Source organism: Rhizobium sp. CF142 (genome assembly GCF_000281145.1).
Taxonomy (GTDB): Bacteria; Pseudomonadota; Alphaproteobacteria; order Rhizobiales; family Rhizobiaceae; genus Rhizobium.
In genome coordinates this window covers 69,694-82,738 of record NZ_AJWE01000086.1, presented here as the reverse complement: position 1 = coordinate 82,738, position 13,045 = coordinate 69,694, and the positions used below count along the sequence as shown (strand labels likewise).

The window sequence follows — 13,045 nt, the reverse complement described above, 5'->3', positions numbered from 1 at the left end:
CACACGCCATGGGATGGGGGCGGCGCCGAGGTTCGCGGCGGCCGCCCCCAAACCTGTTTGATGCCACGGGCATGCCGACGCCAGCTCTCAGAGCGACTTGCGAGAAAGCCGCCATCCCGGTTCAAAAAGCTCGTCCAGCATCAGGTGGAATTGTAGCTTGCCTTGGTCGGGGCTGGGCACCCCGTGTCGCGCGAGGAACCTGCCTTGGAGATCGCCGTCGAACTCTCCCGGTTGTTAAATGTTTGTACCTTTGCGCATCCCCTCGCTTTCGTGGCTCGTTCGTCCAGTCAATCCTGAGACAGCCGGGCATTGGCTGCCACCGGCCCTGCCACCGAGATTATGTTTGCCATCCGCCTCGTTTTGTGGCTGCCTTCTCGCGCGCTTGGAACTAATGACGGGCGAGACTGTTTCAGCAGTGACTTTGGCATGACGCTTACCTGGCTGGGTAAGCCTCGATTTTGAGGAGACTCGCATCATGAAGATTTCGTCCAGATTTCGTTCGGTCGCGGCTGCGGTTATCGCTGCAGCAGGAATCAGCTTTGCCGGCTCCGCGCATGCCGACAGCGGTACGATCAGCTTCTCAATCTACAAGGCTGCCTTCTTCGTGGGTGGTTCTGGAGGCGAGGGCACGCTGACCTTCCATGGTCGCAGCTATCCCATCTCCGTCGGCGGCATCTCGGGCGGCCTCGCTTTCGGGGCTTCTAAGACCTATTTCCATGGTGCCGTTCGCAACATTCGCCGCGCCCGGGATGTGACGGGGGTCTACGGTGCGGCGGGCGGTGGCGGCGCGGTCGGCAAAGGGGCCCAGATGATCGTCATGACCAATGACAAGGGCGCCCAACTCGAGCTCTCAGGCAAGCAGGTAGGCCTGCAAGTCAACGCCGATCTCAGCGGCTTTGCCATCACGATGAAGTAAGGGCCGTCGCTCCTTTCGTCGTCCCTGCAGTCGGCCCACTACACTGAATACAAGGTCGGCTTTCAGCGCTGCCTCCAGGAAGGGGCCCGTTCCACTATCGGCCCCCAATCCCATACATGGGGCTAGCTAACGGTGTCCCGCATGCGGACATCGCGGTCGTTCGTGAGGCGGTGGTCCGTTTTGCGGCATACGACTTACCGCGAACCGTCAATCCTCGGGACCAACAGCTCCCTATAGAGATCCGCGCAGCCTTTCAGCGAACACGAATCCACTTGAAAGCCATCATCATCGGTAGGTCAGCTCCTGTTATACCTGACAATGCTGGCGTCGATCGATCTGCCGCGTGCCGATCCGATTAGCCATCGTAGCCTTGATTGTTTTTCCGTGCGGCGAACACATACCAATCTAAAGTTTCGGCCCCGATCTTGAACTCATTTCATTATATAATATATTATAATGTATAATGATATATGATACGGAGCCAGTCATGCCCATCACCGCAATATCCGAGAAACTGTCGGTCTCGCCGCAGCCTAGTGTCGAAGACATCCAGTCATTGCGCGACAGGGGATTCAAGACACTCATCAATAACCGACCGGACAAGGAAGATACCTTCCAGCCGGGAACGCAAGCCGAACGTCAGGAAGCGAAGCACCGCGACCTGTCCTATGCCTTCATCCCGGTCGCGGCCAGCACGATCACCGAGGCGGACGTACGTGCGTTCCAGCGCGCAGTCAACGAATCGGAAGGTCCCGTGTTAGCACACTGCAAGACCGGGACACGCTCGCTGAACCTCTACTTGATCGGGGAGGTTCTCGATGGTCGCATGTCTGCCGACCAGGTCATCGAATTCGGACGCAGCCGCGGCCTCGATACCAGCATGACCGCAAGCTGGCTCAAGCAGCATGCCGCGCGCCGGCCGCAGGTGAAGGGCTTTTTCGACAAGCGCACCTGGAGCGTCCAGTACGTGGTGTCTGATCCCGCGACCGGCAAATGCGCCATCATCGACCCCGTGCTCGACTTCGACGAGAAGGCAGGGGCGACGGCGACCATCAATGCCGATGCGATCCTCGACTACATCAGCGACAACGGGTTGACCGTCGAGTGGATCCTCGACACCCATCCTCATGCCGATCACTTTTCGGCGGCTCAGTATCTGAAGGAAAAGACGGGCGCGCCGACTGCGATCGGCGAGCGCGTCGTGGACGTACAGAAGCTGTGGAAGGGTATCTACAACTGGCCCGAGCTTGCCACCGACGGCTCCCAATGGGACCGGCTGTTCGCCCATCGTGAGACGTTCAAGGTCGGCTCGATCGATGCGAAGGTACTGTTCTCACCTGGACACACGCTCGCCTCCATCACCTACGTGATCGGCGACGCTGCCTTCGTGCACGATACGCTCTTCATGCCCGACAGCGGCACGGCGCGCGCCGACTTCCCCGGCGGCGATCCACGGGTCTTGTGGAGGTCGATTCAGGAGATCCTCGCGCTCCCGGACGAGACGCGGATCTTCACGGGTCACGACTACCAGCCTGACGGTCGGGCACCTCGCTGGGAAAGCACGGTGGCTGATCAGAAGAAGTCCAACCCGCATCTTGCCGGTGTGAGCGAGGAAGAGTTCGTGGCGTTGCGGACGAAGCGTGACCAGACGCTGCCGATGCCGAAGCTCATTCTTCATGCCCTGCAGGTAAACATTCGCGGCGGTCGCCTGCCGGAGCCGGAAGCTAACGGCAAGCGTTACCTCAAGTTTCCGCTCAATGTCCTTCAAGGAGCTGCGTGGGAATGACCAGCGATCTCAACGCAATGATGAAGGCGAGGCTCTCCCCCGCCGAGATGGCCAACCGGGCTGGAGAGGTCGCAAACCTCTTGAAAACCCTGTCCCATCCGGCGCGCCTCATGATCGTCTGCACGCTCGTGGAGGGCGAGGCTTCCGTCGGCGAACTTGAAGAAAAGCTCGATGTCCACCAGCCGCACCTATCGCAGCATCTGACGGTGTTGCGCGGCTCGGGTATCGTCGAAACACGGCGGGACGGCAAGCAGATCTTCTACCGCCTGACGGAAGAGAAGGCCGCGCAACTGGTTGCTGCCCTCTATGACATCTTCTGCGCGGGGCAAGGCGAATGAGCGTGTATCTCCCATCTCTGCTCGGCGGCATACTGATCGGCGCATCGGCTGTCATGCTTCTGCTTCTCAATGGCCGGATCGCCGGGATCAGCGGTATCGTCGGGCGTCTCATCCAAGGCGTCGGCCTGACCAACAATCTTGCCTTCGTCCTCGGGCTGCTGCTCGGGCCAGTCGCCTACCTGCTCGTGATGGGCGGCTGGCCAACCGTGCAGATCACCGCCGGCTGGCCGCTGATCATCCTCGCCGGGCTGCTCGTCGGCTTCGGCTCGCGCATGGGATCGGGCTGCACCAGCGGGCACGGCGTGCTCGGGCTCGCCCGCCTGTCGCCGCGTTCCATTGCGGCGGTCGCCACATTCCTGGCGGCCGGCATCGCCGCCGTCACAATCCTGCGAGGTGCAGGACTATGACCCGGAAAATCTCCCAGTTCGGGGCCGCTCTCGCCTCTGGCATCGTCTTCGGTTTCGGCCTGTCCCTCTCCGGCATGCTTAACCCGGCTCGCGTGCAGGGCTTCCTCGACGTCTTCGGCGCGTGGGATCCGAGCCTTGCCTTTGTTCTGGGCGGCGCCGTCGTCGTCGCCTTCATCGGCGTGCAGGTGATGAAGCGGATGCGGCATCCAGCCTTCGACGACAGCTTCCATGTGCCGACGAGCCGGCGGATTGACACCCCGCTGGTCATCGGCTCGGCCTTGTTCGGTTTGGGCTGGGGGATCGGTGGCTTCTGTCCTGGCCCTGCGATCGCGTCACTGTCGGTGGGCCTTTCTCAAACTTTTTTATTCGTCATCGCCATGCTGGTCGGGATGACCTTGCATGACAGGGTGTGGAGCAGACGGACGTGAGCACTTCGATCCTCGCGGCGGTCGGCTCCGGCGGAATCGTGGGCTTCATGCTCGGCCTGCTCGGCGGCGGCGGCTCCATTCTGGCCACTCCACTGCTCCTCTACGTCGTTGGCGTGACCCAGCCGCATATCGCGATCGGCACGGGTGCGCTTGCGGTCTCCGTGAACGCCTTTGCAAACTTCGCAAGCCACGCCATCAGGGGGCACGTCTGGTGGCGGTGTGCAGCCGTCTTCTCCGCGCTTGGCGTCATCGGCGCGCTTGCCGGCTCCAGCCTCGGCAAGGCGATGGACGGGGACCGACTGATCTTCCTGTTCGGCGTCCTGATGGTGGTCGTCGGGGCCCTGATGCTTAAGCCCAGGAAGGCGTTGGCGGTCGAGTGCCGTCCCGTCGACCTGCGGATGTGCCTCGCAACATCGGCCGTGGCACTTGCCGTCGGCGCTGCCTCCGGGTTCTTCGGCATCGGCGGTGGCTTCCTGATCGTTCCCGGCCTGATGCTGGCAACGGGGATGCCGATGATCAACGCGATCGGCACCTCGCTCTTCGCCGTCGGTGCGTTCGGACTGACGACTGCACTGAACTATGCCAGTTCAGGCCTGGTGGACTGGTGGCTCGCCGCCGAGTTCATCGGCGGCGGCATCGTCGGAGGCGTGCTTGGCATGCTGCTCGCCGTACGGCTCAGCGCCTATAAGAACATCCTCAACCGCCTGTTCGCAGCGCTCGTATTCGTGGTCGCGAGTTACATTCTGTATCGGAACTGGGGAGCGTTGATGATTGACTGAGCGCGCACTGATCATGGCTAAGGGCGCCGACGGATATTATTGCCGCAACAAGCCGGACGAGGCCGGTCTCACGCTGCGTACCCCACAGCATGACAAGCACGAGCAAACCGGCCGCGATCTCGCGGACGCCCTTGAGGCGGTGCATACCCTCTTGCGGCGCGAGGCGGCATTCCGCCGCACCCATCAGGCCTCTCATTTTCCGGCGAAATCCATGTCACAATCCTGTTGGAATTGATGGCTAGACGGGCGAAAAATCGGCAGCGAGGATGAGCAGATGGCAGAAGAGAAGCCCCTGGATTTGACGGGCGAAATCGTCGACTTCGATGCCGGGCATGGGGAGGCGGCCACCGTCGAGATGGACGACTATTCCAAGAGCCTGGCGCAGGCCAAGGCAAAGTCCGTCAAGCTGGTGGACGCGATCACAGGCCACACACTGAAGAAGAAGGACGCCTTCCATTTTGACGATCTGCGTCCCGCGCTCGCCGATTTCGTGCGGCAGAAACACCCCGGCATCCGCTCGGACGATTATATCAGCCGCAAGCTGGTCGATGACTATCGCGGCCAGTACATTGCCGAATTGCTGCGGGACGAACGCGGCGAGCTCTCCAACCTCGAGGACGAGGTTGTCGAGAGCCTGAAGACCCACGACACGCTCGCCGAAAACATCGAAGAGGATTACGAGGAACACCGTTCGCTCGGCGATCGTGTCGCCGATGTCGTCGCGACCTTCGGCGGAAGCTGGACCTTCATCATCTCCTTCTGCTTCTTCCTCGCCGTCTGGATGGGGATCAACCTGGTGCTTGGCGAGAAGGCTGCCTTCGACGTCTATCCCTTCATCCTGCTGAACCTCATCCTTTCGACCATTGCCGCCCTGCAGGCGCCGATCATCATGATGAGCCAGCGCCGCCAGGAAGCGAAGGACCGGTTGCGGGCGCTTAACGACTACAAGGTCAATCTCAAGGCCGAGCTGGAAATCCGCCACCTGCATGAAAAGGTCGATCACCTCCTGAACCGGCAGTGGGAACGGCTGACGGAGATCCAGCAGATCCAGATCGAAATGATGCTGGAACAGGCCAAGGCCGCCAATCGGGCGCTGAAGCTCAGCAAGGCGCAAAAATCCAAGACCAACGCGCTCAAGAGCCTCTTCAGCACCAAGCCTGCGGCGGACGAGACTGAGGAAAAGGGGGAATAGCCGGTCCACGCGACTCCGGCGCAGCTCCATTTTCCTTCCGGCTTACCGCACTCAGTATGAAATCGTCGCAAGAGCGATCAGGGTCACGAAGACACTCAGCGGCGGAAGGTGCTGATAGTCGCGGTGGCGCTGAACAGTGAAGATCGCGGCTGCGATGACGACCGCCCCGAGCGCCAGGCCGGGAATGCGGCTGGCGGGAAGCGCAATCAGGGCGGCGCTCGATATTTCAAGTCCGCCCGTCACAATACCCCACCAGCGCGGATAGCCCCACCGGGCGAAATCGCTTCGCGTGCCCGATGTGCCGATCGCATTGACGATGCCCGCGCCTGAGAATGCGACACACAGGAACCAGAGTGAAAGGATGTGAACCATCTCAGTGCGCCCCTGTGATCATGGGAATAGCAGCCAGGACCATGATCGCGGCCGTGAGGCCATGAATGCCGAAGGCGCTTTTCGTGGAGCCTTTCGCCGCGAGAATGACCAGCATGTCGCCGACAGGGATCATTGCTTCGATCAGCAGGACGATGCCGATCTCGCGTTGGACACCCCACAGCATGAAGGCAAGCACGAGCAATCCCGCCACGATGTCGCGAACGCCCTTGAGGCGAAGCCATGAGGGGATATCGGGGTCATTTCCAGGAAGCGGCAGGCCGAAACTGCGCACCATGGTCGTTGGGGTCGCAATATAGCCGGTGCCGATCGCGATAATTGCGAGGGCCACAAGCAGTCCGATCCCATTCAGAAGCCAATCCATCACGCCATCCTTCTAGCGGTTTGAAATAATCTAGCGTCGCTAGATTTATCCTAGCGTTGCTAGATATTCAAGCCGTGATATGATCCTGATGTCAGCGGGCAGGGCATGGAGGTTGGAAATGGGTATCGCAGAGCGAAAAAGCCGGGAACGCGCCGATCGTGAAGAACGTATCGTTGCGGCGGCCCGTGCAATTGCGGAGAGCGAGGGATGGGATGCCGTTACCATCCGCCGTCTGGCCAAGGAGATCGAATACAGCCAGCCGGTCCTCTATTCACATTTCGAGAACAGGGACGCGATCGTCGCGGCAGTCGCAGTCGAGGGCTTCAGGGAGCTCGCGGCCGTTCTTCTGATAGCAGTGGACGGGGCGAACAGCCGACGAGATGCCCTCATGGATGTCGCCATGGCCTATTTCGCCTTCGCGCATAGCCGCCCGTCGCTCTACGAGGCCATGTTTATCCTCCCGACCCAATTGCGGTTCGCGCAAGCCGACACGCGAGCGGAACTTCGGGCCGGTTTTGAGGTGCTGGCAGCAGCGGTATCTCCGTTCTGCGCCGATGCCGAGATCGTCACCGAAACCTTCTGGGCGGCCCTGCACGGGCTTGCCGAGCTCGAACGGTCGGGCCGCATCCGGCCCGGCATGCGTGACGAACGTATCGCGCTCGTCGTCCGGGCGGTCGTGGATGCGGGAGGCAACCCGCCGAGCCGTGGTCCACTTCATCAGGGCGAATGACTGCTGGTGCCGGACAGGGCGGAGGAAGCTTGAACTACCCCCGCAACTCCCCCTTCAGATGATCCGCCAGCCTCAGCGCCAGTGCCACGGCCGGCAATGTCGGGTTGGCCTGGCCGGACACCGGAAAGACCGAGCTGCCGGCGACATAGAGGTTTGCGAGGTCGTGGCAGCGGCAGTTGCCGTCCACCACGCTCGAGCGGGGCGAGGCGCCCATTCTGGTCAGCCCGATCTGGTGGTAGCCGTCGAGCGCCTGGCGGCGGACGGCGGTTTGCAGGCCGTCTTCGGGGTGGAGCCATTCGAAGGTGCCGATCCGCCGTTTGCCGATCCATTCCGCCAGGGCATGGTGGCACCGGATCAGCGAGGCGAGATCCTCCTCGTCGAAGTCGAAACTGACGGCCAGTCGCTTCAGGCCGGTTTCATCGACCTCGGAGCTCAGCCGCACGCGGTTGGAAGCGACCGGCCGCTGTTCGCCGTGATAGGCGAGCCAATAGAGATGCTCGCCGTTCTTGACGAAGAAATTCGGCTGCCGTTCGGATTTGAGCGCTGACGTCGTCAGCTGCAGGGCGGCGTTGAAGCTCTGCACCGGGTTTGCGACCATGTCGGAGAGCGAGGCGGTGTCGGAAACCCTTGCCTTGAAGGACATCCGGCGCATCTTGCGCCTGCCGGTGAGCGCTTTGAACAGGTTCAGCGTCGCGCGCGCACCCGGCGCCGCATAGACCTCTTCCAGCGGCGGGCTGCGCAGCCAGAAGACGCTGTTTAGAAGATCGCGCTCGTTCTGCAGGGCGATACTCGGTATCAGCCGTGAGCGGAACCAGGCGCCGGTGCCGTTGCGCCGGAAGAACATCTTTTCCATGAAGCTGCGGTCGGTGAAGCGGATGCGGGCGAGCTCGCCGGCCAGATGCCCCATGTAATAGCGCCCGAGCGGGCCATCGACGCCGCCGAAGAGTCGCGGCGCGATCTCCTGTGCTGCGAGCAGCAGCCGCGCATTTTCGCGCCCGCCGCAGGCCAGCACGAAGATCGTGGCGCCCAGCGAATGCAGCTTGCCGCGATGCCACACCATGAGCCGTTTCGTACGGGCGCCTTCGCGATCTAGATCGAGGCCGATCACGGTTGCCTGGGTGACGAGGTGCAGGTTCGGCAGGCTTTCGATCAGCGCACCATGCGCCTTGGCCATATCCGGCTCGCGGGCCCAGCTCTCGATCGAGGGTTCGAAATCGCCGTCCATATCAGGCATCTCGACGCCGGGCTTGCCGACATCTGGCAGCTCGGCGCCGAGAAAGGTGCGGGCATCGTCATAATAGGCCCTGAGGGCGCTGTGCTCGATCGGCCAGCGGGCATCGCCGCGCGCCGGCCGGCCATCGAAGTCACTGTCGTCGAACTCCACGCACCGGCCGCCCCAGGCTTTCGAAGTGCCGCCGACCGCGCGGCGGATCGTCAGGCTCGCTTCGGCATGGTGGCTGGTGCTGATGGAGGCCGCCGCCGCCAGCCGGTTGGTCTTTTCCGAGATCGCCTTGCCGCCGGATTCCAGAAGCGCGACCGAAAGCCCCGACCGGGCAAGCGCGATGCCCAGCGCCAGACCGACAGGTCCGGAACCGACGACGCAGACGTCGACGCGCCCCGCGAGCAGGTTTTGAAGCGACGAAATCATTTCACCACCCCTGGCTATGATGGCGGGATCATAGCGGCATTTTGCGGTGTGGTGTAATGTATTTTTGGAGGGTTCAGCTTTTGGTTGTTGGGGTGCTGCCTGGAAGTTTTTCGCACTTGCAGGTTATACGCTGCCTCTGGCGCGAGCGGCATAATTGGGCGGACGATGCAGCGAGTGACGGCGCGTGTGCTGGATCATGGCGGTTGGAGATCGTCTCCGTGGAGCGTTGATCTTATGGTGTGCCGTGTGGCACCCCCCTCTGTCCTGTCGGACATCTCCCCCACAAGGGGGGAGATTGGCTGGAGGCGCCGGTTTCCCCAAACAATCAGCGTTGCAAACTGCGCGACGTCAAAGATGTGCGAAGGCCAGGCCACTTGCCGATCTCCCCACCTGTGGGGGAGATGTCCGGCAGGACAGAGGGGGGTGCCCCACGGCACGCAGTCAGTCGCACTCGCAGCTAAGTCCTCGGGCACAAGGCTGCCACCCACCGTTCCCCCTCAAGCCCAAGAATGGTGCCGGGCAAAGGGCGAGGCTCCAGCCCGTATGGCAACTCACTGGCGCAGAAGTGATGACCTGTCGAGCCCAATCCCCTGTTTTGCAAGCGACTTGGCCAGCGGCAGATGCTAGAGCTTTCCCAGAGCCCTTTAAGCGCGGAAAAGGACCAGGGAACCATGACAAGTGCACTCCTCATCATCGATATGCAGATGGTCATGCAGGAGCGGCTTAATGCCGGGCGCGAGCGTGTGAACGGCGAGGCGGGAGAGAAGATCGCGGCCCTTGCCGCCGCCTTCCGCGCCGCCCGCAGGCCGGTCATCCATATCCGCCATCGCGAGGCTGACGAGAGCTCGGCGCTGCATGAAGATGCGCCGGGATATCAGCCGATGCCGTGCGCGAAGGCGCGGGAGAACGAACCGGTCTTCATCAAATCCACGTCGTCGGCCTTTGCCTCCACCGAGCTCGAAGGCTATCTGCACGAGGTCGGCATCACCGATCTGGTGGTGGTGGGCGCGGTCGCCGGTTTCTGCGTCAATACCACCGTTCGCGCCGGCTCGGACCTCGGCTTCAAGATGAGTGTCGTCAGCGACGCCGTGCTCGGCTTCGACCTGCCGGATGCCGATCTCTCGGCCCGCCAGATCTTCGACGTGACGATGGCGCATCTCAAATCCGATTTCGCCGAGATCATCGACACACGGCAGCTGCTGGCCATGCAGCCGGCCTGAGTTCGACGCCTAATCCTGCTTTCCGCCCACCAGCCCGAGGATCGGCCCGTAGCCGCCGTGCCAGGATGTGTCGTTGCGGCCGAGTGCCGGATTGTAGAGGCCGGTGCCGTTTCCGCCGTCGAGGAAGAGCGCGTCGGGGCATTTGAGTTCGTCGCGGAAGAAGCTTGCGAAATCGTGGAAATTCACGTCGCCCTCGCTGATGACGAAGCGGAGCGTGCCGTCGGCTGAGAGCCCGACGCCGTTGCGGCGCGTACGGTCGCTCGAGCCTGGTATGAAGATCGGATTGATCTTGCCCGCGATGACGAGCATCGGGCCGGATTGCGTGGCGAGGCGCGTTTTCGGCTGCTGCTTCAGGAAATCCGCGGTGGGAATGATGTGGGCGCCGGTCTCATCGAGATAGAAGATGCCGTTCGACTGCTTGAAGAAATTCGGCACCGGGCCGGAAACCTTGGGCGGCGCCTCCCTGTTGACCGGTATCAGCTCCCTACCATCCTCGACATAAAGCCCCATCGGCGTGAAATCCTCGCGGTACATGCCGGCATTCATGGCAAAGAGGAGCCGATGTCCTTGCCTGGTGACGGCATCTGCAACACCCGAAAAGCGGCGATAGGGTTTGCCGCCGGCATCCTTCCAGAACAGGCGCAGATCCGCATTTGCGGGATCGACGCCGCAGACGATGTAGGCGGTACCCTCGAAGTTCCGGCGCGTGCAAGGGTCTGCCGGCGCCGGCGTGCCATCTGCATCGGGAGCCTGAGCCTTGGCGGCAAGCGCGCCGGCAAGAAGCAGGGCAAAGGCGAACATGGTGCGAAGCATGGCATCTCCCGACTCGTAACCCGTGACTCGTAGCCGATGACGGGGAAAGAAGGCGAGAGCGAGGATCAAATTAACGTCTGCCTGCGAAGCTTGCCGCATGCCAGCCCTGATCGATCTGTTGCCGTGGCCGGAGCGCAGCCGGATGCGTAGTTGCCGCTTCTATCCGATCTGCCTTTTCGCCAAACCAAAGCTGATTGTTCGGAAGGCCCAAGTCCCATTTGACCAGCCGCACTCGCGGTATATGCTGCCCACCAGCCAGTGACATAACCGCAAAGGAAGCGCTCATGGAGACGATCAGGATCGGCGGTTTGGCGCTGGAATTCCTGCACAGCAAGGATGATACGGCAGGCAGCCTCGATCTCTTCCGCATGACGGTCGCGCCGCAGGCCAAAGTACCGGCGCCGCATTATCATGAGAGCTGGGATGAGGTGGTCTATGGTCTCTCGGGCACGCTCACCTTTCGCATCGACGGCGCCGATCATATGATCGGGCCGGGCGGGTCGGCCTTCATTCGCCGCGGCGTGGTGCATTCCTTCCGCAATGACAGCGAAGAGCCGGCAACCGTCTTGAACGTGCTGACCCCCGGTGTGCTCGGCCCGGCCTATTTCCGTGAAGTTGCCGATGTCATGGCCGCCGGCGGGCCGCCCGATCTGGAGAAGGTGAAGGCGATCATGAGCCGTTACGGGCTGGTGCCGGCAGCGGGGTAGGCGGCGGCCACAGCATCGGCCCGAAAATCGGAATCGATTTTCGCAAAGCCTGATGCGTCGGTTCAAAAGTCAGAGCGTCCTCCAGCGAGGATGGCCACCGCAGTCCGTCATGCCGCGAGCGTTCCCACGAAATCCGCATAGGCTGCCTTGCGGATATCGGTCTTGAACTGGCCCCACATGCCCTCCAGCGCCGTGTTGGTCAGCGTCAGCACGGTCAGCCCGTTGGCGGGGTCGATGAACCAGTTGTGGCCATAGGCGCCGCCCCATTGCAGCGTGCCCGGCGCCTGCGGCGAGGCATCGGCGGCCGGATCTGCGAGCACTGCCCAGCCGAGGCCGAAACCCCAGCCGGGGCCGTCGGACTGGGCGGATGCGCCGATGCGGTCGCGCCGCATGTCGGCAAGTGTCTCCGGTTTCAGGATGCCGCCGCCATCGGTGCGCATCGCCTCGAAGAAGCGCAGCATGTCGTCTGCCGTGCCGATCATGCCCGCACCACCGGAGGGATAGGCGGAAGGGGAAAGCGCGCGTGACGGCGAGAAGATGGCGTTGCCCGTGGTGCTGCCATCGCGCATGGCCTCCGGCTCAGGCGTGCCGTCCAGATAGGGTTTGACCAGACGTTCCGGCGCGCGGGCCAGAAAGCCGGTGTCGGCCATGCCGAGCGGGCCGGTGACATGCTTTGCGACGATCTCCTGCAGCGGCGCACCCGCCACGCGCTCCAGAACCGCGCCGATCACATCGATGCCGAGCGAATAGCGCCAGGCGCTGCCGGGCGCAAAGGCGAGCGGGGCTTCACCCAGCCGGCGGATATTCTCGTACAGGTCGAAATCCACGAGGTCGAGCCCATCGGAAATGCCGAGCCGGCGATAGGCGCCCTCCGGCCCCTCGATGAAGCCGTAGCCGAGGCCGGATGTGTGGGTCAGCAGATGTTCCAGCGTGATGACTGGCCGGCTGCCATCGGCAAGCGCCGGGCGGAAATCCGGCAGGGTGGCGGTGACGGGATCGGAGAGCCTGATCGCGCCAGTCTCGACGAAATGCATGGCGGCAGCGGTGACGACCGGTTTGGTGAGCGAGGCGAGCCGGAAGACCAGCGAGGCTTCCATCGGCCGGCCCGCTTCGCGATCGGCAAGGCCGGCGGCGCGGCGATAGACCATCTCGCCGTCCTTCAGCACGGTCACGACGGCGCCGACGATGCGCCGCTCGGCGATGGCGCTGTCGATCGCCCGGTCAAGCGCCGGCGATGCTTTTTCTGGCCTCGATGTTTTTTCCGGCCCCGATCTTTGCTCTGGAATAGACATCACGATCCTCCTATTATCACAATGACCACTCCAGA

The 13,045-nt window shown here is 62.6% G+C and carries 16 protein-coding genes; 11 read left to right on the top strand and 5 right to left on the bottom strand.

Annotated features, from left to right (window positions below):
• The first annotated feature begins 475 nt into the window (after positions 1 to 475).
• The 8 genes from PMI11_RS16615 to PMI11_RS16580 all read left to right on the top strand — a co-directional run bounded on the left by PMI11_RS16615 (position 476) and on the right by PMI11_RS16580 (position 5,846).
• A complete protein-coding gene (locus PMI11_RS16615) occupies positions 476 to 916 on the top strand; it encodes a hypothetical protein (RefSeq protein ID WP_007819089.1) in 441 nt (146 codons plus the stop codon).
• 487 nt (positions 917 to 1,403) lie between these two features.
• Positions 1,404 to 2,702, top strand: coding sequence for a bifunctional sulfur transferase/dioxygenase Blh (gene blh / locus PMI11_RS16610; RefSeq protein WP_007819088.1), 1,299 nt, complete (start codon positions 1,404 to 1,406; stop codon positions 2,700 to 2,702).
• Positions 2,693 to 3,040: a sulfite-sensing transcriptional repressor BigR gene (bigR, locus tag PMI11_RS16605; protein ID WP_085990544.1), complete on the top strand. Its 348-nt coding sequence runs from the start codon at positions 2,693 to 2,695 to the stop codon at positions 3,038 to 3,040. The genes blh and bigR overlap by 10 nt, the downstream gene beginning before the upstream one ends.
• A complete protein-coding gene (locus tag PMI11_RS16600) occupies positions 3,037 to 3,447 on the top strand; it encodes a YeeE/YedE family protein (RefSeq protein ID WP_007819084.1) in 411 nt (136 codons plus the stop codon). Before bigR ends, PMI11_RS16600 begins: the two co-directional genes overlap by 4 nt.
• The gene (locus PMI11_RS16595; protein WP_007819082.1) at positions 3,444 to 3,875 is read left to right on the top strand and encodes a YeeE/YedE family protein; all 432 of its coding nucleotides are present in this window, start codon (positions 3,444 to 3,446) and stop codon (positions 3,873 to 3,875) included. The genes PMI11_RS16600 and PMI11_RS16595 overlap by 4 nt, the downstream gene beginning before the upstream one ends.
• Entirely contained in the window at positions 3,857 to 4,654 is a 798-nt protein-coding gene (locus tag PMI11_RS16590) for a sulfite exporter TauE/SafE family protein (RefSeq protein WP_037071534.1), read from the top strand. Before PMI11_RS16595 ends, PMI11_RS16590 begins: the two co-directional genes overlap by 19 nt.
• Positions 4,647 to 4,889, top strand: coding sequence for a hypothetical protein (locus PMI11_RS16585; protein ID WP_007819079.1), 243 nt, complete (start codon positions 4,647 to 4,649; stop codon positions 4,887 to 4,889). The genes PMI11_RS16590 and PMI11_RS16585 overlap by 8 nt, the downstream gene beginning before the upstream one ends.
• 39 nt (positions 4,890 to 4,928) lie before the next feature.
• Positions 4,929 to 5,846: a DUF1003 domain-containing protein gene (locus tag PMI11_RS16580; RefSeq protein ID WP_007819077.1), complete on the top strand. Its 918-nt coding sequence runs from the start codon at positions 4,929 to 4,931 to the stop codon at positions 5,844 to 5,846.
• A gap of 51 nt (positions 5,847 to 5,897) precedes the next feature.
• Here PMI11_RS16580 and PMI11_RS16575 read toward each other — a convergent pair whose 3' ends face one another.
• Both PMI11_RS16575 and PMI11_RS16570 read right to left on the bottom strand, forming a co-directional pair.
• Positions 5,898 to 6,218 (bottom strand): DoxX family protein, encoded by a 321-nt coding sequence (locus PMI11_RS16575; RefSeq protein ID WP_007819075.1) that lies wholly within the window; start codon positions 6,216 to 6,218, stop codon positions 5,898 to 5,900.
• 1 nt (position 6,219) lies between these two features.
• Complete coding sequence (locus tag PMI11_RS16570; protein ID WP_007819074.1) at positions 6,220 to 6,600, bottom strand: DUF4267 domain-containing protein; 381 nt, start codon at positions 6,598 to 6,600, stop codon at positions 6,220 to 6,222.
• Positions 6,601 to 6,718: 118 nt separating this feature from the next.
• Between PMI11_RS16570 and PMI11_RS16565 the strand changes: the two genes are divergently transcribed.
• Entirely contained in the window at positions 6,719 to 7,330 is a 612-nt protein-coding gene (locus tag PMI11_RS16565; RefSeq protein WP_007819065.1) for a TetR/AcrR family transcriptional regulator, read from the top strand.
• 34 nt (positions 7,331 to 7,364) lie between these two features.
• Here PMI11_RS16565 and PMI11_RS16560 read toward each other — a convergent pair whose 3' ends face one another.
• Entirely contained in the window at positions 7,365 to 8,978 is a 1,614-nt protein-coding gene (locus PMI11_RS16560) for a GMC oxidoreductase (RefSeq protein ID WP_007819063.1), read from the bottom strand.
• A gap of 671 nt (positions 8,979 to 9,649) precedes the next feature.
• On the opposite strand from PMI11_RS16560, the gene PMI11_RS16555 reads away from it, so the two are divergent.
• Positions 9,650 to 10,198, top strand: coding sequence for an isochorismatase family protein (locus tag PMI11_RS16555; RefSeq protein WP_007819059.1), 549 nt, complete (start codon positions 9,650 to 9,652; stop codon positions 10,196 to 10,198).
• Between the two features lie 9 nt (positions 10,199 to 10,207).
• Here the strand turns inward: PMI11_RS16555 and PMI11_RS16550 are convergent, their stop codons facing one another.
• Complete coding sequence (locus PMI11_RS16550) at positions 10,208 to 11,011, bottom strand: phosphodiester glycosidase family protein (protein ID WP_007819057.1); 804 nt, start codon at positions 11,009 to 11,011, stop codon at positions 10,208 to 10,210.
• 284 nt (positions 11,012 to 11,295) lie between these two features.
• Between PMI11_RS16550 and PMI11_RS16545 the strand changes: the two genes are divergently transcribed.
• The gene (locus tag PMI11_RS16545) at positions 11,296 to 11,718 is read left to right on the top strand and encodes a cupin domain-containing protein (protein WP_007819055.1); all 423 of its coding nucleotides are present in this window, start codon (positions 11,296 to 11,298) and stop codon (positions 11,716 to 11,718) included.
• A gap of 107 nt (positions 11,719 to 11,825) precedes the next feature.
• On the opposite strand, the gene PMI11_RS16540 is transcribed toward PMI11_RS16545, so the two are convergent.
• Positions 11,826 to 13,010: a serine hydrolase domain-containing protein gene (locus PMI11_RS16540; RefSeq protein ID WP_007819053.1), complete on the bottom strand. Its 1,185-nt coding sequence runs from the start codon at positions 13,008 to 13,010 to the stop codon at positions 11,826 to 11,828.
• Positions 13,011 to 13,045 lie beyond the last annotated feature (35 nt).

What these genes read in the sequence shown, in the direction of transcription:
- PMI11_RS16600 (WP_007819084.1), top strand. Translation starts at nt 3,037, where the DNA reads ATGAGCGTGTATCTCCCATCTCTGCTCGGCGGCATACTGATCGGCGCA.
- PMI11_RS16570 (WP_007819074.1), bottom strand. Translation starts at nt 6,600, where the DNA reads ATGGATTGGCTTCTGAATGGGATCGGACTGCTTGTGGCCCTCGCAATT.
- blh (WP_007819088.1), top strand. Translation starts at nt 1,404, where the DNA reads ATGCCCATCACCGCAATATCCGAGAAACTGTCGGTCTCGCCGCAGCCT.
- PMI11_RS16550 (WP_007819057.1), bottom strand. Translation starts at nt 11,011, where the DNA reads ATGCTTCGCACCATGTTCGCCTTTGCCCTGCTTCTTGCCGGCGCGCTT.
- PMI11_RS16575 (WP_007819075.1), bottom strand. Translation starts at nt 6,218, where the DNA reads ATGGTTCACATCCTTTCACTCTGGTTCCTGTGTGTCGCATTCTCAGGC.
- PMI11_RS16615 (WP_007819089.1), top strand. Translation starts at nt 476, where the DNA reads ATGAAGATTTCGTCCAGATTTCGTTCGGTCGCGGCTGCGGTTATCGCT.
- PMI11_RS16560 (WP_007819063.1), bottom strand. Translation starts at nt 8,978, where the DNA reads ATGATTTCGTCGCTTCAAAACCTGCTCGCGGGGCGCGTCGACGTCTGC.
- PMI11_RS16545 (WP_007819055.1), top strand. Translation starts at nt 11,296, where the DNA reads ATGGAGACGATCAGGATCGGCGGTTTGGCGCTGGAATTCCTGCACAGC.
- PMI11_RS16540 (WP_007819053.1), bottom strand. Translation starts at nt 13,010, where the DNA reads ATGTCTATTCCAGAGCAAAGATCGGGGCCGGAAAAAACATCGAGGCCA.
- PMI11_RS16565 (WP_007819065.1), top strand. Translation starts at nt 6,719, where the DNA reads ATGGGTATCGCAGAGCGAAAAAGCCGGGAACGCGCCGATCGTGAAGAA.
- PMI11_RS16595 (WP_007819082.1), top strand. Translation starts at nt 3,444, where the DNA reads ATGACCCGGAAAATCTCCCAGTTCGGGGCCGCTCTCGCCTCTGGCATC.
- PMI11_RS16580 (WP_007819077.1), top strand. Translation starts at nt 4,929, where the DNA reads ATGGCAGAAGAGAAGCCCCTGGATTTGACGGGCGAAATCGTCGACTTC.
- PMI11_RS16555 (WP_007819059.1), top strand. Translation starts at nt 9,650, where the DNA reads ATGACAAGTGCACTCCTCATCATCGATATGCAGATGGTCATGCAGGAG.